This window comes from Lentimicrobium saccharophilum, assembly GCF_001192835.1.
In the GTDB taxonomy this organism is placed as follows: Bacteria; Bacteroidota; Bacteroidia; order Bacteroidales; family Lentimicrobiaceae; genus Lentimicrobium; species Lentimicrobium saccharophilum.
In genome coordinates this window covers 2555963-2579764 of sequence record NZ_DF968182.1, presented here as the reverse complement: position 1 = coordinate 2579764, position 23802 = coordinate 2555963, and the positions used below count along the sequence as shown (strand labels likewise).

18 protein-coding genes are annotated in these 23802 nt (G+C 49.0%); 10 read left to right on the top strand and 8 right to left on the bottom strand.

Going from position 1 to position 23802, the window contains the following annotated elements; translation table 11 throughout:
- Positions 1-409 precede the first annotated feature (409 nt).
- The gene (locus tag TBC1_RS09960) at positions 410-2509 is read left to right on the top strand and encodes a T9SS type A sorting domain-containing protein (protein WP_082189555.1); all 2100 of its coding nucleotides are present in this window, start codon (positions 410-412) and stop codon (positions 2507-2509) included.
- Between the two features lie 109 nt (positions 2510-2618).
- Positions 2619-7370, top strand: a complete 4752-nt coding sequence (locus TBC1_RS09955; RefSeq protein ID WP_062041610.1) for a T9SS type A sorting domain-containing protein — start codon at positions 2619-2621, stop codon at positions 7368-7370.
- 72 nt (positions 7371-7442) lie between these two features.
- Here the strand turns inward: TBC1_RS09955 and lipA are convergent, their stop codons facing one another.
- Positions 7443-8303, bottom strand: a complete 861-nt coding sequence (lipA, locus tag TBC1_RS09950; RefSeq protein WP_062041607.1) for a lipoyl synthase — start codon at positions 8301-8303, stop codon at positions 7443-7445.
- 197 nt (positions 8304-8500) lie between these two features.
- Between lipA and TBC1_RS09945 the strand changes: the two genes are divergently transcribed.
- The 5 genes from TBC1_RS09945 to TBC1_RS09925 all read left to right on the top strand — a co-directional run bounded on the left by TBC1_RS09945 (position 8501) and on the right by TBC1_RS09925 (position 15204).
- A complete protein-coding gene (locus tag TBC1_RS09945) occupies positions 8501-9493 on the top strand; it encodes a type I phosphomannose isomerase catalytic subunit (protein ID WP_062041604.1) in 993 nt (330 codons plus the stop codon).
- A 45-nt stretch (positions 9494-9538) separates the two neighbouring features.
- The gene (locus TBC1_RS09940; protein ID WP_062041601.1) at positions 9539-10066 is read left to right on the top strand and encodes a TlpA family protein disulfide reductase; all 528 of its coding nucleotides are present in this window, start codon (positions 9539-9541) and stop codon (positions 10064-10066) included.
- Between the two features lie 73 nt (positions 10067-10139).
- The gene (locus TBC1_RS09935) at positions 10140-11816 is read left to right on the top strand and encodes a DUF6029 family protein (RefSeq protein ID WP_137305569.1); all 1677 of its coding nucleotides are present in this window, start codon (positions 10140-10142) and stop codon (positions 11814-11816) included.
- A gap of 24 nt (positions 11817-11840) precedes the next feature.
- The gene (locus TBC1_RS09930) at positions 11841-12734 is read left to right on the top strand and encodes an Omp28 family outer membrane lipoprotein (protein WP_062041595.1); all 894 of its coding nucleotides are present in this window, start codon (positions 11841-11843) and stop codon (positions 12732-12734) included.
- Positions 12735-13473: 739 nt separating this feature from the next.
- Positions 13474-15204 carry a carboxylase gene (locus TBC1_RS09925; protein ID WP_082189554.1) on the top strand — a complete coding sequence of 577 codons (1731 nt, stop codon included), beginning with the start codon at positions 13474-13476 and terminating at the stop codon, positions 15202-15204.
- 22 nt (positions 15205-15226) lie between these two features.
- Here the strand turns inward: TBC1_RS09925 and TBC1_RS09920 are convergent, their stop codons facing one another.
- Genes TBC1_RS09920 through TBC1_RS09910 form a run of 3 tightly spaced genes read right to left on the bottom strand, consistent with a single transcriptional unit; the run spans position 15227 to position 18430 of the window.
- On the bottom strand, positions 15227-15682 hold the full coding sequence (locus tag TBC1_RS09920) for a toxin-antitoxin system YwqK family antitoxin (RefSeq protein ID WP_062041592.1): 456 nt from the start codon (positions 15680-15682) through the stop codon (positions 15227-15229).
- A gap of 10 nt (positions 15683-15692) precedes the next feature.
- Positions 15693-18053 carry a M56 family metallopeptidase gene (locus TBC1_RS09915; protein WP_062041589.1) on the bottom strand — a complete coding sequence of 787 codons (2361 nt, stop codon included), beginning with the start codon at positions 18051-18053 and terminating at the stop codon, positions 15693-15695.
- A complete protein-coding gene (locus TBC1_RS09910; RefSeq protein WP_062041586.1) occupies positions 18050-18430 on the bottom strand; it encodes a BlaI/MecI/CopY family transcriptional regulator in 381 nt (126 codons plus the stop codon). Before TBC1_RS09910 ends, TBC1_RS09915 begins: the two co-directional genes overlap by 4 nt.
- 296 nt (positions 18431-18726) lie before the next feature.
- On the opposite strand from TBC1_RS09910, the gene TBC1_RS09905 reads away from it, so the two are divergent.
- Positions 18727-19218: a deoxycytidylate deaminase gene (locus TBC1_RS09905; protein WP_062041583.1), complete on the top strand. Its 492-nt coding sequence runs from the start codon at positions 18727-18729 to the stop codon at positions 19216-19218.
- 41 nt (positions 19219-19259) lie between these two features.
- On the opposite strand, the gene TBC1_RS09900 is transcribed toward TBC1_RS09905, so the two are convergent.
- From TBC1_RS09900 to TBC1_RS09885, 4 genes are all read right to left on the bottom strand, one after another.
- Entirely contained in the window at positions 19260-19784 is a 525-nt protein-coding gene (locus TBC1_RS09900; protein WP_062041580.1) for a CvpA family protein, read from the bottom strand.
- Between the two features lie 9 nt (positions 19785-19793).
- Positions 19794-20537, bottom strand: a complete 744-nt coding sequence (locus TBC1_RS09895) for an ABC transporter ATP-binding protein (RefSeq protein ID WP_062041577.1) — start codon at positions 20535-20537, stop codon at positions 19794-19796.
- Entirely contained in the window at positions 20534-21280 is a 747-nt protein-coding gene (locus tag TBC1_RS09890) for an MlaE family ABC transporter permease (protein ID WP_201781648.1), read from the bottom strand. The genes TBC1_RS09895 and TBC1_RS09890 overlap by 4 nt, the downstream gene beginning before the upstream one ends.
- Before the next feature lie 168 nt (positions 21281-21448).
- The gene (locus TBC1_RS09885; protein WP_062041574.1) at positions 21449-22489 is read right to left on the bottom strand and encodes a hypothetical protein; all 1041 of its coding nucleotides are present in this window, start codon (positions 22487-22489) and stop codon (positions 21449-21451) included.
- Positions 22490-22969: 480 nt separating this feature from the next.
- Here TBC1_RS09885 and TBC1_RS09875 point away from each other — a divergent pair, with 480 nt between their 5' ends.
- Entirely contained in the window at positions 22970-23155 is a 186-nt protein-coding gene (locus TBC1_RS09875; RefSeq protein WP_062041568.1) for a hypothetical protein, read from the top strand.
- Entirely contained in the window at positions 23142-23783 is a 642-nt protein-coding gene (locus tag TBC1_RS09870; RefSeq protein ID WP_062041566.1) for a SprT-like domain-containing protein, read from the top strand. The genes TBC1_RS09875 and TBC1_RS09870 overlap by 14 nt, the downstream gene beginning before the upstream one ends.
- Positions 23784-23802: the final 19 nt, after the last annotated feature.

The following is a 23802-nucleotide window of genomic DNA, read 5'->3' as shown; positions in this document are numbered from 1 at the left end:
GGCTGAGGTTCTGCCATATCCAGACCGGTCTTGGATTATTAGCTTGTATCCGGGCTAATTTAGGAAGTGAATTTTCATAAAAGAGTTTGAAAAATATTTTCCGGGCAGTTTGCTTGTAAGGATCAGACTAAACTTTAAAATTAAGCCTTTACTCAGCAAAAAGGCCCGCTGCGTTCATGCTTGCAGTGATAATGCGGTTAATTGTTTTAGCCTAATTTATAGATTTTGAGTAATATATCAGTGCGACCGTTGAACAGTGATAATATTTAATCGGACAGCGGCAAATCTTTAGGATTTGTTAACATGTTGAATCCAAAATTCCACTAAATTTGTAAAATGGAAATCCGGGAAGATTATTCCCTCCTGCCCTATAAACATCTGAAGTTTCAACCATTTAATCCAATATTTTATGAAGAAAAATTACACGAGAATGTTCATGCTGGCATTATTACTGTTTGCCGGTTTTGGTTTCACCGCTGAAATGGCAAATGCCCAGGTTACCATTACACAGTGGACTTTTGAGGGCGATGTGATTACACCCAGCACCGGGTCGGGAACCGCCGCACTGATTGGCGGAACTACAGCCACCTTCGCAACAGGGTATACCGGAACAGGTACCGGCGGGCGGGCTTGGAATTCAGCTGCTTATCCCGCACAGGGAACCGGATCAGGTACCGCAGGGGTTGAGTTTCTGGTTTCTACCTCCGGCTACAGCGCCATAGCCCTTAGCTGGGATGGCCGGCACAGCAATACTTCTGCCAACAGGCTCAGGGTTCAGTATACGCTGAACGGAACCGATTGGGAAGACTTTGAAGCCAATGAAGGTAACGCCGTCAATACCGCCGCGGGAGTGGATAAAGGTTTTGATAACGGACGCTATATTGCGGACGCGGGCGATACCTGGTATCAGAGAAGTGCTGATTTCTCAGGTATTTCAGGCGTTGACGGCAATGCTGCATTTGGCGTCAGAATTGTGACCGAATTTGTTGACGGTTCTGAATATGGTGCCGCGACCTCAACCTCATCCTACAGTCCTAACGGAACCCTCCGTTACGACAATGTCACATTCAAAGGTGTAGGCAGCTCTCCGATGATTACTGCAACGCCTTCAAGCTTATCAGGATTTACTTACCTGGAAGGTGCTGGTCCTTCTGAAATGCAGATTACCACCCTGAACGCCTTCAACCTGACCCCGGCATCAGGTGCCGTTACAATGACCCCTTCAGCTGATTATGAGTATTCCGTTGATGGCGTTAATTTTATAAGCGATCCGGGCAATGTGGTTTACGAGAACGGAAGTTTCCCCGGTACCGGGGATGTTCCTGTACGTATCCGTTTGAAAGCCGGATTGCCGGCCGGTAGTTATTCAGGTGTTTTCACCGTTACCGGCGGCGGCGCCCCCGAACTTCAGATCCCTTTAAGCGGCAGTGTTTCAACTTCCACTCCTGCATCCATTTCGGCCTACATTCTGCCAAAGTTTATCGAAGGGGCCACTCCATCCAACATCAACAGGGTGCCGTTTGCCTATCATGCCACACTTTCTAACCTTCTGCCATCTTCAACCTACCGTTTTTACAATAAGATTGTAAGTGGATCCGATGGTCCTGATTACAACGGAGCAGGAAATTGCATTTTCGTGAATCCCTCTACCGGGGAATTTGTGCGCACTACCAGTGCTTCCATGACAACTCCGGGTCAGTATGGTGAGTTTACAACAGATGCCAATGGTAGTTTCAGCGGCTGGTTTATTACCGAGCCTACCGGCAATGCCAGATTTAAACCGGGCAACGAATTGTTTATGCGCATTATGCTTAATGACGGTACCGGCGGAACTGCTGAAGCCACCCGTCTTACCATTACCGAAAGTGTTAAATCGCTGGGTTTCTATACCAGCGCTGCCGACTCGACCGGAACAGCCATCCGCGGGATCAGCAATTTTACTCCGAAAAATTTTGTATTTATCTACGACAATACTGCCGGAACCGGTCGCCCGCTGTATGGCACCCAGATAGAAACCACAGGGGTAAGTTTTATTGCAGGGACCTATGCGGAATTTTACGCCAATGATGTGGCAGGTACCGATGGCGCCTGGGGCGGCATTGTGCCGAATATCAACACGGAAGGGGTAAAACGGGTTGAAGAGCGCAGCCTGACTACCGGAGCCATCGTCAGCAATTATACCGATGATGATGGTGTATGGGGTACTGTGGATACAAAGAATCCTGCCGGAGGCATTGATAATGTGCTGGTAATCAATACTACCCTTGGCATCGGTGCTCCTGAAAACCAGTTTGGTAAAATTTTCACCTATGGCAAAGAGCTCAGCATTCAGCTGGATCAGGTGGTGAACGGAAGCATCCAGGTCATCAACCTCTTCGGACAAGAGGTCTCCCGCTATACCATCAGTGGCAGCCAGGCTTCGTATACCCTGAATGTACCCGCAGGCGCTTACATTGTTCGCATTCTCAGCGACAAGGGCACTGCTGCCTGGAAGGTGATGGTGAGGTAAAACAGATTCTTTAGCGGGGTAGTTTGATTTATTCCCTTTTAATAAATCATTACCCCGCTTTGAATTGTATATTGAATAAGTGTCTTTTTAAATTAACAATAATCTTATTATGATGAAATTTAAGAGGTTAAATGTTGTAATGCTGGTGATTACTTTCTTGTTCACCGCATTGGAAATGACTGGCCAGACCTATCATAATCTTGCAGGTGGGGCATTCAATCAGAACTGGACAAATACGGGATTAATCACAACCAATGATGATTGGACCGGGGTTCCCAGTATCATTGGTTACCGGGGAGATAATCTTACTTCCGCAACAGGGGTTGATCCGCAGACAGTTCTCTCAGAAGGAACCCCTGTTATAGATGTTAATGCGAATCAAACTGATCCAAATAGTTATACCTCAGGTGGGGTGACAGAATTTGAAATTACAAATCCTGTTGTCGCCTTGCAGGGATCAGGGACTGCGGACGCGCCATATATCGTTATATATCTTAATACTGAAGGATTAACAAGTGTTCAGGTATCATACAATCTCAGAGACATTGATGGTTCGGCAGATGATGCGGTTCAACCAGTTGCATTGCAATACAGGTCAGGTACCACCGGCGATTTTGTAAATATACCTGAGGGTTTTGTTGCTGATGCTACATCAGGGCCCTCATTGGCAACACTGGAAACGCCCGTGAGTGTAACATTGCCTTCGGCTACCCTGAATCAGGCACAACTTCAATTGAGGATTATTACAACAAATGCTGCGGGAAGTGATGAATGGGTAGGGATAGATGATATTGTGATTACAGGTACTTCAGGAGGAAATGTTCCCCCATCAATCACAAATATTGTTCAAACCCCGGCTTCAGGAATCACTCCATCAACCACAGTTTCTGTAGCTGCTGATGTGACTGACACAGATGGCACTATTTCTTCAGTTGTACTGAATTGGGGTCTCACAAGTGGAAGTCTTACCAATTCAATCAACATGACCCTTGGAGGAGGCAATACCTATTCAACTGTCAGCAACATACCGGCTCAACCGGACGGAACAACTGTATACTACGCCATCACAGCAACAGATGATGATGCGGCTTCTACCACTTCCGGACTACAAAGTTATTTAGTTACCTCCCCTGCCACCCAGCTGGCATTCGTCAATTTCCCGGCTGCCGGAACACAGGGAAATGCAGTTGCAACATTCACTGTTGAAGCGCGCCGTGGTGACAACACGGTAGATCCCGGATATACAGGAGATATTACTTTATCCATTGCTACCGGTACCGGTACGCTTGGCGGAACGGTTACCCGTGCAGCCGTGGCTGGCGTAGCTTCCTTTAACGACATAACTTTCAGTGCTGCGGGTACATACACACTGAACGCGAATGCAAGCGGGTTGACCCAGGCCACCAGTTCATCAATCGTTATATCACCTGCTCCTGCCATCACTTCCGCAGTGCTTCCATTGTATATCAATGGCAATACACCTGCTAATTCCAGGGTGCCTTTCGCTTTTTATGCAACGCTCGGTAACCTGCAGCCAAATGCCACTTACCGGTATTTCAACCAGGCGGTGACTTCTGCTGACGGACCTACCACAAATGGTGCAGGAAATCCGATATTGGTTGATGCTGCAACAGGTACATTTACCAGAACCAGCAGCCCCGGTTTCGGCGGGTCAAATGTTTACGGGACATTTACTGCAAATTCCACCGGGCAATACAGCGGCTGGTTTTTGTTCGAAGCAACAGGAAACGCAAGATTTACACCTGGTAACCAGGTGTTTATGCGCATCATGATCAACGACGGGAACGATGGCACAACCGTTGTGAACAGACTTACCACAGCTGATTATGTTACCGTAATCGGTTTCGGGACTGGTTCTACCGCTGTTGAAGGAACCGCAATCCGCGCAATTTCCACTGCATCGCCGAAGAACTTTGCTTTCCTGTACGATAATACGAATGGCACCGGTCGTCCCATTTTTGGTACAAGCATTGAAGTGACCGGTGTCGATTATGTGGCTGCCGGCACTTATGCCACATTTTATACGACCGATGTCTATAACGTCAATGGCGCATGGGGAGGTATCGTTCCCAATGTGAATGCCAACGGTGTGAGAAGAATTGAGGAACGCGCCCTGGCTGGCGGGACAATCGTTAATACAGATACATCACCTGACGGAGTCTGGGGCGCAACCGCAACAGCCAATCCTGCCGGCGGGCTGGATGAAGTGCTGGTGATCGACCTGATTGCTGCCAATACTCCGGTAATTTCAGTTTCTCCGGCTTCACTAACAGGCTTTGCTTATGTGATCGGAAATGGACCATCGGATACACAGACCTATGCACTCAGTGCTGCAAATCTGGAGGGCAGCGGAAATATTACCGTTACTGCTCCTGCGGATTATGAAATCTCTTCCGATGGTACTGCATTTTCGTCATCCCTGAGCCTACCATTTGCTGGCGGTATTATCACCGGACAGCCCCTCACCATTTCAGTCAGGCTTAAAGCCGGGCTGGCCGTGGGCGATTACAACGGTCAGCAGATTGTGCATGAAGGCGGAAATGCTGCCAATGCCATTGTTACCTGCTCGGGTAGTGTTACGTATCCCGTGCCTGTTCTCTCTTCCGAAACGGTTCCGATGTGGATTCAGGGAATCAACGGCACGAATGCAAAGCGGGTGCCTTTCGCCTTCAGGGCAACACTCAGTAATATGCTTCCCAATGCAACCTACCGCTATTTCAACAAGGTGGTGATCAGCTCCGATTCGCCCACTACCGACGGAGCCGGTAACGTGATTTTTGTCAATACTGATGGATCCTTTACCAGAACCAGCAGCACTTCCATGGCCAATGCCGGTGAGTACGGGGAGTTTACCACAGACGCTTCCGGCTCATACAGCGGATGGTTTATCACCGAGCCCAGCGGAAATGACCGCTTCACGCCCGGTAACCAGGTCTTCATGCGTATTATGCTGAATAATGGTGAGAATGGAACCAGTGTGGCAACCCGCCTTACAACCATAGCTTCGGCTGAGGTGATTAATTTCGGGACGGTAAACCAGGCTGGCGAAGGTACCGGAATCCGGGGAATCTCCGAAGCTGCATCCGGCAATATGGTATATCTTTATGATAATGTTAACGGTTCAGGTCGTCCGGTTTACGGCACCAGTATTGAAACCACCGGGATCGACTTTACAGCCGTTGGTACGTATGTTACTTTCTATACATCTGAAGTTCAGGGGAATAACGGCTCCTGGGGCGGTATTGTTCCAAACCTTCTTCCCGATGGCATTCGCAGGATCGAGGAGCGCAGCAGAGCTGACGGAAGCCTGGTGGCTGTGCATACTTCCGAGGACGGGGTTTGGGGAGTTTATGACACCCGCAATCCTTTCGGTGGAGATGTGGATATCCTTGTTATTGACCTGATGCCTACCGGCGAACCTGTTCTTTCGGTCAGCCCTTCAGTCCTTAGCGGATTTACTTACGTTGAAGGCAGCGGACCTTCGGAAATTCAGACCTATCTGTTAAGCGGAACTGATCTTGAAGGCAGCGGAAATATTGTGGTTTCTGCACCTGAAGATTATGAACTGTCAGCGGATGGAGTAAACTTTACTGCTTCCCTGGAATTTCCGTTTGCCGAAGGCGTGATTACCGGCCAGCCGGTAACCGTTTCCGTTCGCCTGGTTGCCGGACTCCCCGCTGGCGATTACAGCGGACAAACCATTCTGAATGCCGGTGGAGGTGCAACAGATAAAGTGGTTACCTGCAATGGCAGTGTTACCGCCGCTGTGCAGCCGGGAATTTCGGGTGTGATCCTGCCGCAGTTTGTTCAGGGAATCAACGGTACCAACAATACCCGTGTACCTTATGCATTTTGGGCTACTCTCGAAAACCTGACGCCTGAAGCAACTTACAGGTATTTCAACAAGGTTGTGCTTGAATCGGACCTGCCAACGGCAGATGGTGCGGGTAACTGCATCTTTATCGCCGCTGACGGAACCTATTTGCGCACCACCAGCACCTCCCTGGCAAATCCGGGTGAGTACGGCGAATTTACCACCGATGCCACCGGAGCATACACCGGATGGTTTATCGCAGAGCCGACCGGTAACGCGAGGTTCACGCCGGGTAACCAGCTTTACATGCGCATTTCGCTGAATGATGGTGCCGGGGGAAGCGATGTTGCCCATCGCCTCACCACTGCCGATTATGCTACCGTGCTGCAGTTCGGAACTGAAGCTGATCCCACTTATGGAACGGCCATCATGGGTATCAGTGAAGATACCCCCAAGGATTTTGCATTGCTTTATGACAACACCGCTGGCACAGGCCGCCCGCTTTATGCAGCCCATATCGAAACCAGCGAAGTGGACTTTGCTTCCATCACTTCTTATGCGCCTTTTTACATCAGTGAGGTAGCCGGAACTGACGGATCATGGGGCGGAATTGTACCGAATGTGAACGATGCCGGAGTGCAGCGCGTGGAAATCCGCAGCGGTGAAGACGGAACCATTTTACATACCTATGAAGTTCCTTCAGGGGTTTGGATAGAAACCGACACACGCAATCCTTCCGGCGGACTTGACAATGTACTGCTCCTTGACCTGATTTCCATCGGGATTGACCGGCCGGAAAACAGCGGCCTGGCCATATACTCCTATAACAAGGAAATCAGGGTGCAGACAGAAAATACCGGTAAACTCAGCCTGATGCTTTACAACCTTCAGGGTCAGCAGGTTTACAGCGGTCAGCTGCAGGGCAGCAATCATTACTTCCTGAACCTGAATATCCCGTCAGGAATTTATGTAGCCAGCATAATCAGTGACTCCCGACAGTTTAGCTATAAACTTATTGTGAGGTAGTTATTGATGAATGTTTTTCAGGGCGCAGCATCCATCCGGGTGCTGCGTTTTGTTTGTGCCTATACCCGGCTTTTAAAGCACATGTTTTTCAGCGTGATAGGATGACCTTACCAAAGGTCTGCTTTCAATGTGCCTGAATCCCTTTTCTATTCCTGCAATACGGTATTTTTCAAATATTTCCGGAGTGATGTATTCTTCAACCGGCAGATGAGCGCGCGTAGGCTGAAGATACTGGCCAATGGTCATAATACTGACCCCGGCCGACAGCAGGTCATCCATTGTTTCAAGAACTTCGGCCCCGGTTTCACCGATTCCGGCCATGATTCCCGATTTAGCTGCTGTTTTAGAATCAGCAATGTGTTTCAGCACTTCCAGGCTCCTGTCGTAAAGGGCGGCGCTTCTGATCAATGGCGTAAGCCGGCGCACCGTTTCAAGATTGTGCGATATGATATCCGGCTTTTCCGCAATCACTTTATCAACATCCTTCAGGTTGCCTGAGAAGTCTGGGATCAGCACTTCAATGGTGACTCCCGGGTTAATGGTCCTGACCTGCCGGATGGTTTCAGCCCAGTGTGCCGCCCCGCCATCAGGCAGATCGTCGCGGTCAACCGAGGTAATGACACAATGCTTCAGCTTCATCAGCCTGATTGATTCAGCTACCCGCCGAGGTTCGAGGGGATCTGCAAAATATGGCCTGCCGGTTTTGGTGGCGCAAAACCGGCACGAACGGGTGCAGATATCCCCCAGTATCATGAATGTGGCGGTTCCGGCATTCCAGCATTCACCCATATTCGGGCAGTTGCCGCTGCTGCAGATGGTGTGAAGGTGGTTGCCTTCAACAATTTCTTTGACCCGGGTATAATTTTTTCCTCCGGGCAGCCTGATTTTTAACCAGTCAGGCTTTTTAAGATGCTTTTTCCTCTCTTCTGCCATTGCTGAAATCTGAATCGCTGCAACAAATCAAACATTTTAAAATAATTCAATAAGGGGGCTTTTAAGATTTTACAAAGTTACCAATTAAGTATGTGACTATTTGAATGATTGATTTTAATTGTAATTTTACCCCGTTGCCGGGAAATTTTACCCTCCATCCGACGTTCTGAGGGTCAATGTTAAATTCATAGTTACTTATGGAGAACCAGCTTTATCCGCTAAAATTCAAACCTGTACTCAAAGATAAGATCTGGGGAGGGACCAAGATCCGGTCAGTACTTGGAATTGATTTTTCCCCCCTGCCCAATTGCGGTGAAGCCTGGGTACTCTCGGGCGTGGATGGCAATCAGACCGCGATTGTCAATGGGTTCCTTGCAGGAAACGACCTGAATGAACTGGTAGAGATTTACATGGGCGACCTGGTCGGGGATGCTGTTTATGAGAGGTTCGGTGATGAATTTCCCATCCTGGTCAAGTTTATTGATGCCGCGGATTACCTTTCCATTCAGGTTCATCCGGATGACGAGCTGGCCGCGAAGCGCAACATCGGTTATGGCAAGTCGGAAATGTGGTATATCATTGATGCCGATCCGGATTCAGAACTGATCAGCGGTTTCAGCCGGAAGGTGGACAGGGAAACCTACCTCACCCACCTCCATAACAAAACACTGCGCGATATATTGAATGTGGAGAAGGTAAAGAAGGGTGACGTTTTCTATATGCCTGCCGGAAGGGTGCACGCCCTGGGACCGGGTACCTTTCTGGCCGAAATACAACAGACTTCCGACACTACTTACCGGATTTACGACTGGGACCGGGTTGACCAAGAAGGTAAATCGCGGGAGCTGCACATTGAGGAAGCCCTGGATGCCATTGACTTCAATGTTTACGACGATTATAAGTCAAAATATGAGCAGAATAAGAATGGGTCGGCCAACCTGGTGACAAGTCCGTTTTTCACCACCAACCTGATCAGCCTTGACAAAACCCTGGGCAAGGATTACAGCGAGCTGGACTCGTTTGTGATTTATGTATGTGTGGCCGGATCGGTGACCCTGGTTCACGACGGAACTACCGAGCCGCAGATTGCCCTTTCGCAGGGAGAGGCTGTGCTGATTCCTGCAGGCATCGACAGGGTTGATATAATTCCTTCGTCACCTTCGGAGATCCTTGAAGTTTACATTGCCTGACAGGCATGATTATTGAATTGAAAGCTGAGAAACAAACAAAACGACATGAAAAAAATTATTTTCTTCTCCCTGATGCTCACTTTTGTGATGGGCGCTGCAGCCCAGGATGCTGAAAAAAACCTGAAAAAACTGCCTGCAGTCAATGTTAAAACTTTGGATGGCAAAGTATTCAATACTGCTGATTTAAACAATGACGGCAAACCGATGATCGTCAGTTTCTGGGCATTGTGGTGCAAGCCCTGTATCAACGAACTGACCACCATTGCCGATGTTTATCAGGACTGGGTTGAGGAGACCGGTGTGAAGCTGGTGGCCGTGTCCATCGACGATGCCAGGTCAACCTCTAAGGTAGGTCCTACCGTAAACGGCAAAGGCTGGGATTATGAAGTGCTGCTGGATGCCAACGGCGACTTCAAACGCGCGATGAACGTGAATATGATTCCCCACACATTCCTGGTGAACGGCAACGGAGAGATCGTATGGCAGCATACCTCCTTCAGCGAAGGCAGCGAGCTTCAGCTGATTGAGATGGTGCGTAAACTCAACCGCGGAGAATCGGTAGAATCTCACTGATGCCCGGAGATCAACAGCCAATCTCAGGATCGAAAAGTTTAAAAACCGGAATAACCCTTTCAATTTGAATCCATTGAAAACAACCTCCCTGACCATGTTTGCAGCAGCATTGCTTTTGCTGGCTGCTCCCGTTGTTCGTGCCCAGAATTTTCTTGAAGGCGGTCGCGTAAGCGGCAATTTTCAGCTCGATGCGCAGGTTTACCGTGCCGACTCGGCCATCGGGGCTTTTGAGGTAGCTGAAAAGATGCGCATGAACTCATTTGCCAACCTGCTTTATACCAATGGAAACTTCAGTGCCGGCCTGCGCGCTGAAAGTTACCTCAATCCCATCCTTGGGTACGATCCCCGCTATAAGGGTAATGGTGTACCTTACTGGTTTGGTTCCTGGAGAAACGAGCAGTTTGAGATCACCGTGGGAAATTTTTACGAGCAGTTCGGCTCGGGTATGGTGCTCCGCAGTTACGAAGAACGGAACCTTGGTTACGACAATGCCCTGAAAGGCGCCAAAGTCAGGTTCAGCCCGACCGAAGGTGTTGTTTTGAAAGGTCTGATCGGTACCCAGCGTTATTTCTGGGAACAGGGACCTGGCATCGTTCGCGGACTTGACGGTGAGTTTGCCCTGAACGATATTTTCGATAAGGAAGCGAAATACATGACAAGGGTAACCCTGGGAGGAAGTTTCGTAAGCAAGTATCAGGACACTGAAGAGATTTCAGCCGGGCCGGATGAACTGCTGGTCCTTCCTGCCAATGTGGCTTCGTGGGCGGCCCGTTTCAATATTTCAAGGGGTGGTTTTGCTATCGACGGGGAGTATGCAAACAAAATGAACGACCCCTCGGCCATGAATGATTATATCTATAAAAACGGGGAGTCGCTGCTGTTGCAGACCTCCTATTCCACCAGGGGGCTGGGCGTTATTGTTTCGGCCAAGCGTACCGATAACATGAGTTATAAGTCGAAACGCACCGAAACGGGCAGCGCGCTGGATATCAATTATCTTCCGGCCCTCACCCGCCAGCATGCCTATGCACTCTCCGCTATGTACCCCTATGCCACCCAGCCCAACGGCGAAATGGCGCTTCAGGGGCAGGTGAATTATAAGATCAAACGGGGCAGTAAGATCGGGGGAAAATACGGTACCGATATTGCCATCAACTACTCCCGCATCACATCCATACAGCGCGATCCGCTTGATGGCGACACCGTTCCCGGCGGGGCGGGAACAGCAGGGTATACGTCTCCTTTTAATGTCTTTGGGGATGAGCTATACTTCCGGGATTTCAATATTGAGATCCAGCGGAAATTCACTGCCGATTTCAAATTGCTTGTATCTTACGTAAACCTGAAGTATAATATTGATGTAATTGAAGGGCATCCGGGCGATCCTATGGTGAACGCGCATATTTTTATTGCCGACGGTACCTACCGACTTACGGATAAAAGGGCCGTGAAACTGGAGTATCAGCACCTGCTCACGAAACAGGATGAAGGCGACTGGCTGCAGTTCCTGATCGAGTATACCGTGGCGCCCAAGTGGTACTTTACGGTTGCAGATCAGTACAATTACGGTAATCCGGACAAGGACAGGAGGTTTCATTATCCGGCGGTTTCGGCGGGCTATACATACGGATCAAGCCGCCTGACGCTTACTTACGGCAAGCAGCGTGAAGGCATTCTTTGTGTCGGCGGCGTCTGCCGCAATGTACCTGCTTCCAACGGATTAACCATTACCCTGACCAGTTCTTTCTGAGTGTAAACTGAAAAAGACAAAACGATGAAAATCAGCATAAAAGCATTTATAGGAACGGTTCTGCTGCTCTCGGGAATAGCCCTGATCAGTTCATGCGATAAGATTGAGGAACCCTTCACCAAAAAAACGGGGTCGCTTGATACGGCAGCCTGTCCGGTACCTGAATTTCCCGCGGTAATAGCGGTGCAGAAGCGGGTCCTGCTGGAGGACTACACCGGTCACACCTGTGTAAACTGCCCCAAAGCGGCCAAGCTTGCGCACGATCTTAAAGAAGTACACGGAGAAAAACTGGTGCTGCTGGCGGTGCATGCCGGGTATTTTGCCAATCCCACACCCGGGGGTGATTTTACCTATGATTTCAGGACGGAGGCCGGAACTGCCTGGGACGTTTTTTTCGGGGTCGGGATGGTAGGCAATCCCAATGGTATGGTTAACCGCAGGGGACATCCCAACAACCACATCATCACGCCGACCGCCTGGGGCGCTAACGTAACCGACGCCCTGTCAACACAGCCGCTGCTTGATCTGCAGATGATCAACGACTATGACGCTGCGGAAAGGAAGCTGTGCACCCATATCAAGACCAGGTTTATCACTACGCTTGACAGAAACCTCAGACTGGTGGTGGTGCTTGCCGAAAACGGCATTGTGAAGCCGCAGAAGAACAATGATCCCGGCTCGGGCGATACGCCGGTTATCGAGGAATATGTACACAATCATGTGTTGCGTTCGGCCATTACATCAACCTGGGGAAGCAGCATTGCCGTTGCGGGAACGCCGAATCCCGAATCGCTGGTGAAATCATTCAAATATATCCTTAAAGAGGAAAATGTGCCTGAAAACTGCAGTGTGATTGCTTTTGTGTATGATGATGACACCAAAGAGGTGCTTCAGGCGATCGAGGTGGATGTAATTTAACCCTGGTTTTATCCGGGCCCGGCCAAGCGGAATTTGAATTCCGCCTGACATACCATCGGATTTGCAATTCAACAATAAGCTCCTGTGCCGGCTTCCCGGTATCAGACTCTTTTTACCAGGTCCCCGGCTATCCGGAATTTATCTCCCGCCGCCACCGGCGGGGTGCACTCCGCTTCCGGATGATTGGATGTAATTCCGCATGATACATCATTGAATTTGCCATTCAATGAAATTCCTTGTTTTTTACAAATTATCCTGTGTTCAGGGCTGTATTGCAAATGCCGCCCAGCGGTTTCTTCATGAAAAGAGAAAAAATCTTTGGTGCGTTTTTGTGCTTTTGTGTCCTTTTCGCGTTCGGGATGGTGGCAAACATTTAAAGGTAGGTTGCAGAGCTCAATATTCCGTTGAAAATTTATAATAAATTGATTTATAGCGGATTATGAAAACCTGCTTAGTGATGACAAATTATTTATAATCAATTGATTGCTGCCAGCCCCGCCACTTTTGCGGGATCTTTGCGTCCTTGCGCGGTTCTTAAATTTATCGGACTATTGAGCGTCAATACAGGCACATCACATAGCGGAAGTCCCCGTCAGTTTGATTTAATCTTTTATTTTTCGTTTCCTATCGCATTGAATATTAAAGTTTTTACTTTTGTCGCATAGGCAGAAATAATTGTCCCGGTATAATTTTTCCCGATTGTATTGCGTTGTCTGTTTATACATATTTTCACTACTATATGACTAAAAAGCTTTTAATCAGAGACTTGACCTTACGCGACGGACAGCAGTCGTTGTTTGCCACCCGCATGACCCAGCAGCAGGTTGACCGGGTATTGCCTTTGTACCGTGAAGCCGGCTTTTATGCCATGGAAGTATGGGGTGGGGCGGTGCCCGACTCGGTGATGCGCTACCTGAATGAAAATCCCTGGAACAGGCTGGAAAAGATCAGGGAGGGCGTCGGAGATACCACGAAGCTCACCGCCCTGTCGCGCGGAAGAAACCTCTTTGGTTACAATCCTTATCCGGATGATGTGATTGACGGGTTTAACCGGAACGCCATCAGATCCGGTATCAGCATTATGCGGATTTTCGATGCCCTGAATGATACCGACAACATCGGATCGACCATCACATCGGTGAAAGAAAACGGCGGCATCGCCGATTGCGCCATCTGCTACACCGTTGATCCTTATTTTTCGCGGTTCAAAAGGCTGAAAGCGCTGCTGCAGGCCAAACCGCTGCAGACGCATATCTTTACGGACCAGTATTACATCGATAAAGCGCTGAAGCTTCAGGGAATGGGCGCCGACATGATTTCCATCAAGGACATGGCCGGGCTGGTTCCGCCCCTGAGGGCGGGCAGGCTGGTGAGGCTGCTGAAGAAAAACCTGGATATCCCGGTAGATTTCCATACCCATTGCACGCCGGGTTATGGCCTGGCTTCCACCCTGATGGCCATCGTGAACGGCGCGGATATTGTGGACACCAACATCATGTCATTCTCGGGCGGAACGGCAGCCGCTTCGTTTGAGATCATCCAGCTTTTCTGCGACCGCATGAATATTGAAACGGGGGTAAATCGTGAAGCGGTGGTGCAGATAGATGCCCTGCTCCGCGAAATCAGGCTCGAACTGGCTGAATATGATCAGTATAAGGAATTTCCGAAGGAGTTCAATATTGTTACGGACAAACTGCCCAGGGATATTGATGAGCTGTTTGAACTGGCCATTGCCTATGCCAAGGCTGACAAGGAAGATGATCTGCTGAGCACCTGCGGCAGGATTGAGAGTTATTTTAATTTTCCGGAGCCGGATGAGAAGGTAAAGGAGGCGGAAGTGCCCGGAGGAATGTATTCCAATATGCTGGCACAGTTGAAACAGCTGAAGCTGGAAAAACTGCTTCCCCGGACACTTGAATTAATTCCTTCCGTGCGCATGGATGCCGGCTGCCCGCCCCTGGTGACGCCAACCAGCCAGATTGTGGGAGTGCAGGCGGTGAACTGCGCCATTGATGAGTCAAAAGGGCAACCCATGTACACCACAAAGTCGATTCAGTTTGTCAATCTGGTGAAGGGGATTTACGGCAAAACGCCTGTTCCGGTTGATCCTGAATTCCGATACAGCATCGCGGGCGTTCGAGACGAAACACCCTATGATACCCGGTTTTACAAGCGTCAGGAAAATCCTGTTTTCCATGAATACGGCGGAGTGAAACTTGCTGCTGATGAAAAGGAAGAATTACTGCTTGAATTATTCCCGGCCGTGGCTACCGATTTTCTGAAGCGCAGGGTGGAGCAGGCATACCTGGATGAGATTCACCGGGTGGAAGCCGAAAAGCGCGCCGCGTTTGAAGCCGAGAAACAGGCTTATGAAAGCCTCTCACCCGAGGAAAAGCAGCAGCGGTTGCTTGAAGGGTTGTACAACTACGACTGGACCACGGAAGGCGCGGATACGCTGGGGCATTCCTGATTGTCAGTTAACGGATTGCTTTTCATCGCCGTCGCTGTTTCCGCAGTACGGGCGTTTCATTGCCCATGTTGTACACCGCCTCACGGACATAGCGTCCGTTCTCATAGTATTTCCACTTGCCGTGCCAGCAATACCTGAGTTCAGCCTTGTCGTATATCATCAGCGCCTTGCCTTTCTTTTCCCGGCGGCCGTGGTCATCATAATAGGTGACATTCATTCTGCCGTCCTTGAAAGCCCTGAATTTCAGCCATTTCTTCCCATTTTCATTGTAATAGCGGTTCAGGCCGTGCTCCCTCCCGTTTTTGAAGCGGAGCTTGTTCATCGGCTTTTTCTGCCCATCATCCCAGTAATAGATCCAGCGCCCTTCGCGCAGGCCGTTTTCGTTATACCGGTTGGTTTTCGCCCTGAGCGGCCATCCTCCGGTGGCATTTGCGGAAGCCGGTACAATCAGCAATAAGAGGATCAGGCGGCAGATCATACGCGGGCAACTACTTGTTTAACCTGAAAAAGTAGTTCAGTTTCACCGGAACCACTGCTCCCCGGGTTTTGCCGGGTTTCCAGTTTTTCATCTTTCCTATGGCTTCCGTAAATTTATCGGAAACAGTAACTTCAGGCGAGCCTGCAATTCCAGCCGGTGTGATGCTGCCATCGGGTTCTACAATAAAACTTACGTAGATGGTTGATTTACCGTGTTCTGAGTCAAATTCCAGGTTGGATATGTAATTTCTGAAGTATTTCAGCAACGCATCATTTCCTCCCGGGTATTCGGGCATCTGCTCCGCTTTGTAATACACCTCACGGCCCTGGTAAACGATCTTTTCGGGCAGTTCCATGGGTTTGTCGGGCGCGCTGGGATCAAGTTTAAACTTCACAGGCATATTGAACCTTACCGGAACAGCCACACCGTCTTTTTTCCCGGGCTTCCAACCGGGCATTTTCATTACAGCCTCTCTGGCAACATCGTCTAGTCCTCCGCCTATACCTCTCAGAACCTGAGCATTGCTTACGCTTCCATCGGCTTCAATCACGAATGAAACATAAACAGTCCCTTCGATTTTTTCCTTTTTCGCGGTTTCGGTGTATTTGGTATTCGCGCTTATAAACTCAGCCAGTTTTTCCATTCCACCGGGGAATTCAGGCGTTTCATCCACCACGTTGTAAACTTCCCTGCCGTCAGGGAGTTGACTGGTTGTTTTCACTTCTTTTGGTCTTGCCGGTTCACTTTTAAGGCTGAACTTCACCGGGATGTTAAATTGCACCCTTACCGTTTTTCCCCGCTGCGTGCCGGGCGTCCAGGCGGGCATCGCGTTTACCGCGTCCAGGGCAATTTTGTCAAGCCTGGGGTCTACGCCCCGGATTACCTTCGCGTTGCTGATACTGCCATTCTTTTCAATCACAAAGGTAACATACACGGTCCCTTCGATTTTTTCTTTTCTGACCTCCTCAGGATACCGGATGGCCGAGGAGAAATATTTTGCCCTCGCTTCATCGCCGCCGGGGAACTGAGGCGGGTTTTCCACTACCATAAAGACTTCTTCCGAAACGGCATCGTCCGAATCGCCCGAAAGGGCAAACTTGACCGGCATCACCATGGATGATCGCACCGGTTTCCCGTTTTTTTCGGCAGGCTGCCAGCGCGGCATCAAAGCCACTACCCGGATTACCTCTTCATCACAGCCGCTACCAATCCCCCGTATGATCTCCGGTGAAGTGACTTTTCCGTCAGTTTCCACGGTAAATCTGCAAAGCACCGTGCCCTGAATGTTGTTCTTCCGGGCTTCAGCCGGGTAGCGGATGTTCTGCTGCAGAAATTTCAGCTTGGCAGCTTCCCCGCCCGGATAGGCCGCTTCCTTTAGGGTGGTGTCTTCCGCAGCGCCTGCCTGTCCATGGGTTTGCTCAATGTTGGCGTACAGGGTGTTTGCGGTTTCCGGCAGGTCCTGAATGTTCTGCTCAGGGCCAATGGTTTCAGTGGAAGAAGTTCCCGGTTGTATCATGGCTGAAAGGATGGCAAAAGCAGCCACCAGCATCATACCGGTAACGATGGCGGTCAGGTTCAGTTTGCCGGGCTTGAGGTGATTGAGCATAATGATGCGTTTTTTTAAGTGTGCACTAAAGGGATGACTTATGGGGTTGTTCTTGTAAATTCCAGCAAATTCTATCATCAGGTTGTTGTAACCTTCCTTGTCGCCGGTTACCTGAATTGCGTCGGCATCAGCCTGATATTCATTTACCTCGGCCAATAATTTATGGCTGAGGTGTGCAAAAGGACTAAACCAGAAGAAGGACCTGAATAGCGCGGATATCATTCGATCGATGCTGTGGCGCCGCCTTACGTGGCTGAATTCATGCCTGAGCAGTAATTCTGTTCCGGGAAGCTCAAGACTGCTGCCGGGGAAAAATACCCACCTGAAGAAGGAGAAAGGGCTGGTGGCTTTATCATCGATGTATATTTTTCCGTAGGCAGTAATTCTGACGTTTGATTTTTGTATTTTCTGCAATACAGACAATACCGCGATCATTGCGGACAGTAAAAGGATCACTGAAACTGCATAATATATGATTTCATGAAGTGGAGGTAATGGCGCAGGTGCGGTTTCAGATCCGGCTTGTATGGTGACCATTCCGGATGGCTCCGGCAATGTAATCACATAAACCGGTATTGCTGTGTCGCCCTGATGAATGACAGGCTGCGGAATAAGGGGTAGCAGCAGCGGCAGGACGATGGTGGCCAGCAATGTCGCCCGCATTAATGAAAAGTTGCGGCCGGGGCGTATGGCATAGTAATAAACCCCCAGCATCAGGGCATTGATCAGGGCCGCTTTGATCAGGTATATAAAAACCGGTGTCATGGCAGTTGCTTTTTCTGATGGATCTGTTGTTCTATCAGTTGGCGGATCTCTTCCATTTCCTTCAGCGAAAGGTCGTGTTCCCTGGTAAAAAAGGAGACCATCTGCTTGTATGAATTGCTGAAGTAGCCATTCAGCATTTGTTTCATGGTGAAACGGGCATACTCGCGTTTGCTTACTTTCGGGAAATAGCGGTGCGATTTTCCAATGGCCTCATGATCCACAAATTCCTTTTTTTCGAGAATGCGGATAATGGTTGAAACCGTATTGTAGGCCGGTTTCGGTTCGGGAAAATATTCCAGCAGATCATTCACATGACCTTTGCCGATGCGCCACAATATCTGCATGATCTGCTCCTCTGCACGGGTAAGTTCTTTCATTGTTTTCCGGTGTAACTAAATTATTAGTTGTTCAGTCATACAAAACTACAACTAAAAACTTAGTTTGTCAAGTGTTTTTTTGAATTAAAATTATCATAAGCGTAAATCAATGTAAATCAGGCATATAATAGAAGTGTGTTAATCCTGCTAAAAGCAATCAATCGGGATACAGGTGAGAAATGGTCAGGCGTTGGGTTGGTTCTGATTATATGGGACGCTTGTGCAAGCCAACCCGATTAAGATGTTATCTTTGCAGGCTGACCGGTTTTCCAATAAAAATTACCGGCTTTGCGACTATGGAAGAACAGAAATATATCCGCCCGACCTGGGACGAGTATTTTATGGAGGTGGCCAATACCATCGCCAAACGCGCAACCTGCGACCGGGGCCGGAGCGGATGCGTGATTGCCCGCAACAAGCAGATTCTGGTTACCGGATATGTCGGTTCGCCGAGGGGATTGCCGCATTGCGATGATGTGGGGCATTTGTTCAAAAAAGTGGTTCACGACGACGGAAAGGTGACCAATCATTGTGTACGCACAGTACATGCCGAGCAGAACGCCATATGCCAGGCCGCGAGGCTGGGGATTGCCCTGGAAGGCGCCACGCTGTATTGCCGTATGACCCCCTGCCGTACCTGTGCCATGCTGATCATCAATTGCGGGATTGAACGGGTGGTGTGTGAAAAGAAATATCACGCCGGGCAGGAATCCGAAGAGATGTTTCGTGAAGCGGGAATTATACTTGATTATGTGAGTGAGGATACGCTGAAATACGATAACCAGTAATCCATCCTTTCGCCCGGTTTGCTTCCGGTCATCGCTGTTTGTCAGACGATGGCGGGCGTTTCGTTTTCATCCTTGTTTCTGTCGATCTGATTTTTGAGAAACGGCAGAACGCCGGGGATTACCTGGCTCAGTGGATTGTAGAAGATCGATTTTTCCTTGCTTTCAGGCTTGATGATGTTGTGACCTGTGTCAAATACATTGAGCAGGTGAATGATGATGGCGAATACAAGCAGGGATTTGATCACTCCAAAACCCGCACCTGCCAGGCGGTTTACAAAGCCAAGCGCGGCGATTTCCACGATTTTTTCAACCGATTTTCCCAGGAAGTGGACAAAGATGACCACCACTATGAAACAAAGAAAGAAAGCGATCACATACATATAAGGCGCCTGAGAGCCGGTGGCATTGCACAGAATCTGCTCGATGACGCCCGCATACCGGAGTGAAAGATAAATACCGAGGACAAATCCTGTCAGCGAAGCCAGTCCGACGATAAACCCTTTCGAGAAACCTGAGATCGCTGCGATAACCAGCGATATAAGTATTACAATATCAATCCAGTGCATAAGGCGGATTTATTTCAGTTTACGGGTAAGCTCGGTCGCAAAAACAAACTCATTGAGTTCCGGATTATCGCTTTTCAGGATGGTATCCTTGTTTCCTTCCCACCAGAGTTTCCCTTTGTGCACATAAGCGATTTTGTCGCCGATTTCAATCACGGAATTCATATCGTGGGTATTGATTACCGTTGTGATATTGTATTCCTGCGTGATTTCGCTGATCAGGTTATCAATCACGTTGGCAGTGAGCGGATCGAGGCCGGAGTTGGGCTCGTCGCAGAACAGATACCTGGGGTTCATGGCAATGGCCCGGGCGATGGCCACCCGTTTTTTCATTCCGCCGCTCAGCTCGGCAGGGAAGAGTTTGTTGACGTTCTCGAGCCGCACCCGGGAAAGACAAAAATTGGCCCTTTCCAGCTTTTCTTCAAGGCTTTGATCGGTAAACATGGAGAGGGGGAACATTATGTTTTCTTCCACGTTCATCGAATCAAAGAGTGCTCCGCCCTGAAACATCATGCCGATTTCCTGCCGGATCACCTTCATTTCATCAAACGACATCTTCGAGAAGATTCTTCCGTCATATTCCACATTTCCCTTGTCGATTTCGAAAAGCCCGACCAGGCATTTCATCAGCACGGTTTTACCGGATCCGCTCTGCCCGATGATCAGGTTGCACATGCCTTCCTCGAACCGGCATGAGACATTATCGAGCACCAGGTGTTCGCCAAAGGATTTGGAGACATTTTTAGCTTCGATCATGACAGCAGGAGTTGGGTGAGGATAAGATTAAAAACGATGATGGCAATGCTGCTGTGTACCACCCCTTTGGTGCTGGAAGCGCCGACCTCCAGCGCGCCGCCTTTGGTGTAATAGCCGTGATATCCCGAGATAGAGACTATCAGGAAGGCAAATACCACCGTTTTGATCAGGGCGTAAATAATATCGTAAGATTCGAAAAATGCCTTGATCCCGTATACATATTCACTGGTGGGCACCAGTCCGGTGAGGATTCCGGCAAGCCATCCGCCCATAATAGCCATCACCATACTCATGGTAATCAGAATGGGATTGATCAGCACCACGGCGATGATTTTCGGAAAAATAAGGTAGGTTGCCGGGTTGATGCCAATGATCTCAATGGCGTCGATTTGCTCGGTTACCCGCATAGTTCCCAGTTCTGAAGCCACCCTTGAACCGACTTTCCCGGCAAGAATCAGGCTGATGATGGTGGGTGAGAATTCCAGCACCACCGACTGCCGTGTTACAAAACCAATTGTATAAAGCGGGATAAAGGGGGTATCGATGTTGAAAGCCATTTGTATGCAGAGCACGGCTCCCATGAAAGTGGAAATAAATGCAACAATTCCCACCGAATCCAGCCCGAGATTATCTATTTCCACCATTATCTGGCGGATATAGATCGATTGTTTTTCAGGCCGTTTAAAAACCTGACGCATCAATAGTATATACCTTCCGATGTGAAACAGAAATCCTTTAAGCACGGTATTTTCGTTTGTGCTAAATTAGAGAATATTTTTTAAAGAAGGTTACAGAATCTGATGATGTAATCTGAAATGAGGATTTGGAATCGTGCCGGACAACGCTCCGGGCCTGGCAGAAAAAAAAGTGCAGGACGAATATCCTGCACTTCAGCGGATTGAATAAAGCCTTTATTCATCACATACCACAGAATGTGCGGCAACATAGATATTGCCCGACAAACCGTTGATGGTGAATGTGTCGGATGTAACGCCGTTCAGATTCCCGTGCTTGTAGGGGAATTGTCCCGGCGCCGTGGTGTATTTGTTCTTTTTCTTTGGAAGGATGTCATTACCGACAAACAGATGGGTTTCGTTCAGCACGTATCCGTCGAAAACAGTGTAGGTCACAATGGCAGTCGGCGGGGTGTAATTAACCGTTAGGGTTCCGACGTGGGTTCCGTTGCCGATATTGCATTGTCCCGCGCCGGCATACATGGGCCATGAATAATTTCCGGCGCCTATCGGGCCGTTGGACCATCCCCAGTTGTTGGATTGTACCCCGGGAATGCTGATAAAGCAGTTTGCCACGGACTCACCGAAAGCATAAGCGGTTTCACATCCTCCGAGCGGGGGAGGCGGAGGGCACTCCTGCCTGCAATAGTTCAGATAGTAACCTGAGGTTTTAGAAGGACTCTTGCCCCAGATATCAAGGAACCCGTTGGTGTCAATATTCCTGATTCTTGCGTAAGCTACCACCGCAAAGCATTCAGGCAAATCGCTGAGGGGCATGGAGTACTCCCAGTAGTTGCCGTAATTGGCGTAGTTGCCGGGTCCGATGGGAAGGCCGAAAGGAGCGCTTGTTGAATTGAAATAAACGGTGTTGGGTCCGTTAAAATCAACGGTCACCCCCGGAAGGGCTGCCAGCTGCCCGGGAGTTCCGATAAACAGGGCCGGAAGGTTGATAAACCATCCCGGTTCACTGAGTTCAAACTTTACAAGCAGGTTGGTGGCGTCGTTCATAACTGTAACTGTTGCAGGCGCGATGGACTGCGCATAGTTAACCATAGGGGCTACCAGCGGGGTTCCGCAGTAAACCAGGTCAGTCTTCAACTGCCCTGCCGCCGGAGCGGTGGCTTCCGGTTTGTCGTTGTACTCATTTTTCTGGCACGAAACGAGTATAAACGGCACTGTCATCATAAGAAGCAGTGCATGTTTGATTCTGGTTTTCATGTTTTAATCTCTTTTGGTTAATGATTATGGTCAGGCTTAAACAAAGAAGAAATGATTATGTTGGGGCATTAACAAATCTTTAACAACTGAATGTGCTCCGGAGTAAACCTTAGCGTGGCCGGGGTATCAATTAATCTGGACAGGCTTGAGAAAAGGGGAATAAAGATACTAAAACCGGGAATAAAAGTCAATAGGGTTACATCAGTTTCTGGTGATTCCGGGCCCTGGATTTTTATGAAATCCATTAATGATATTTTCAGGATAAACTCATGTTGGGTGTTTTCGGAAAAAAGATCCTAAGGATCATCTTATTTGATGGCATCGGGGAGAATTAAGGTAATTTAAAAACGGCACTCCCGAAGGACAGCGGGTTAAGATCAGATAAAATAGCAATAATCCCTGTTTAAGTTCCATAAATTACCATCAGCCATGAAGGATTTATTATTTTTGAAGTCGCTAATCATTTATTAAAACAATGCTATGAAACTCAAAAGCAGTTATTTTTTTATACCCGTTCTTTTGTTTGCCCTTGGTGCAGCTTCCTGTTCAACGCCGACCTACAAGCAGAATAAGTACAAAAAGGCCAGGCGCAGCAGCAGGGATTGCGGTTGTCTGGTAAAGCCTGCCGACCAATATATGATGCTGAGTTATAATGAGCAGAAGTAAGTTAACGGGGGATTCCCTGTCAGCCTACCTGCCTGCCGGATGTTCAGAACCGGTAGTTTCGTGGTTCAACCAGAACCATGTTATATTGCGTATTACAAGGGCCCGGCGGAGCAAACTGGGCGACTTCCGGAGCGGAAGTCCATCCCGTCCGCCGGTAATCTCGGTGAATCATTCCCTCAATCCTTACAGCTTTCTTGTTACACTTTTGCATGAAATGGCGCATGCCGAGGTTTTCCTGAAGTACAAGCGTCATTTGCAACCGCATGGAGTGCAGTGGAAAGACGCTTACCGACGTCTTAGCCTTCCTTATCTTGCTCATGGAATACTTCCGGAAGATATCCGAAAGGCGTTCGGCAATTACCTGATCAATCCCGCTGCTTCCAGCACATCTGATATCAATCTGGCCGTTGTACTCCGTGGTTATGATCCGCCGCGGAACGTCACCCTGATTTCGGAATTGCCGGAGGAGGCTGTGTTTGCGTTGCCCGATGGACGGGTTTTCAGAAAAGGAAATAAGCTCAGGAAGCGATACAAGTGTGAGTGTCTGAACAACAAGCGCGTATACCTCTTCAGTCCACTGGCCGAAATCGTTCCATTTATTCCGGAGCAATCCGGAAGTGTTGGCTGAAACGGTAAAGGCAATCAAA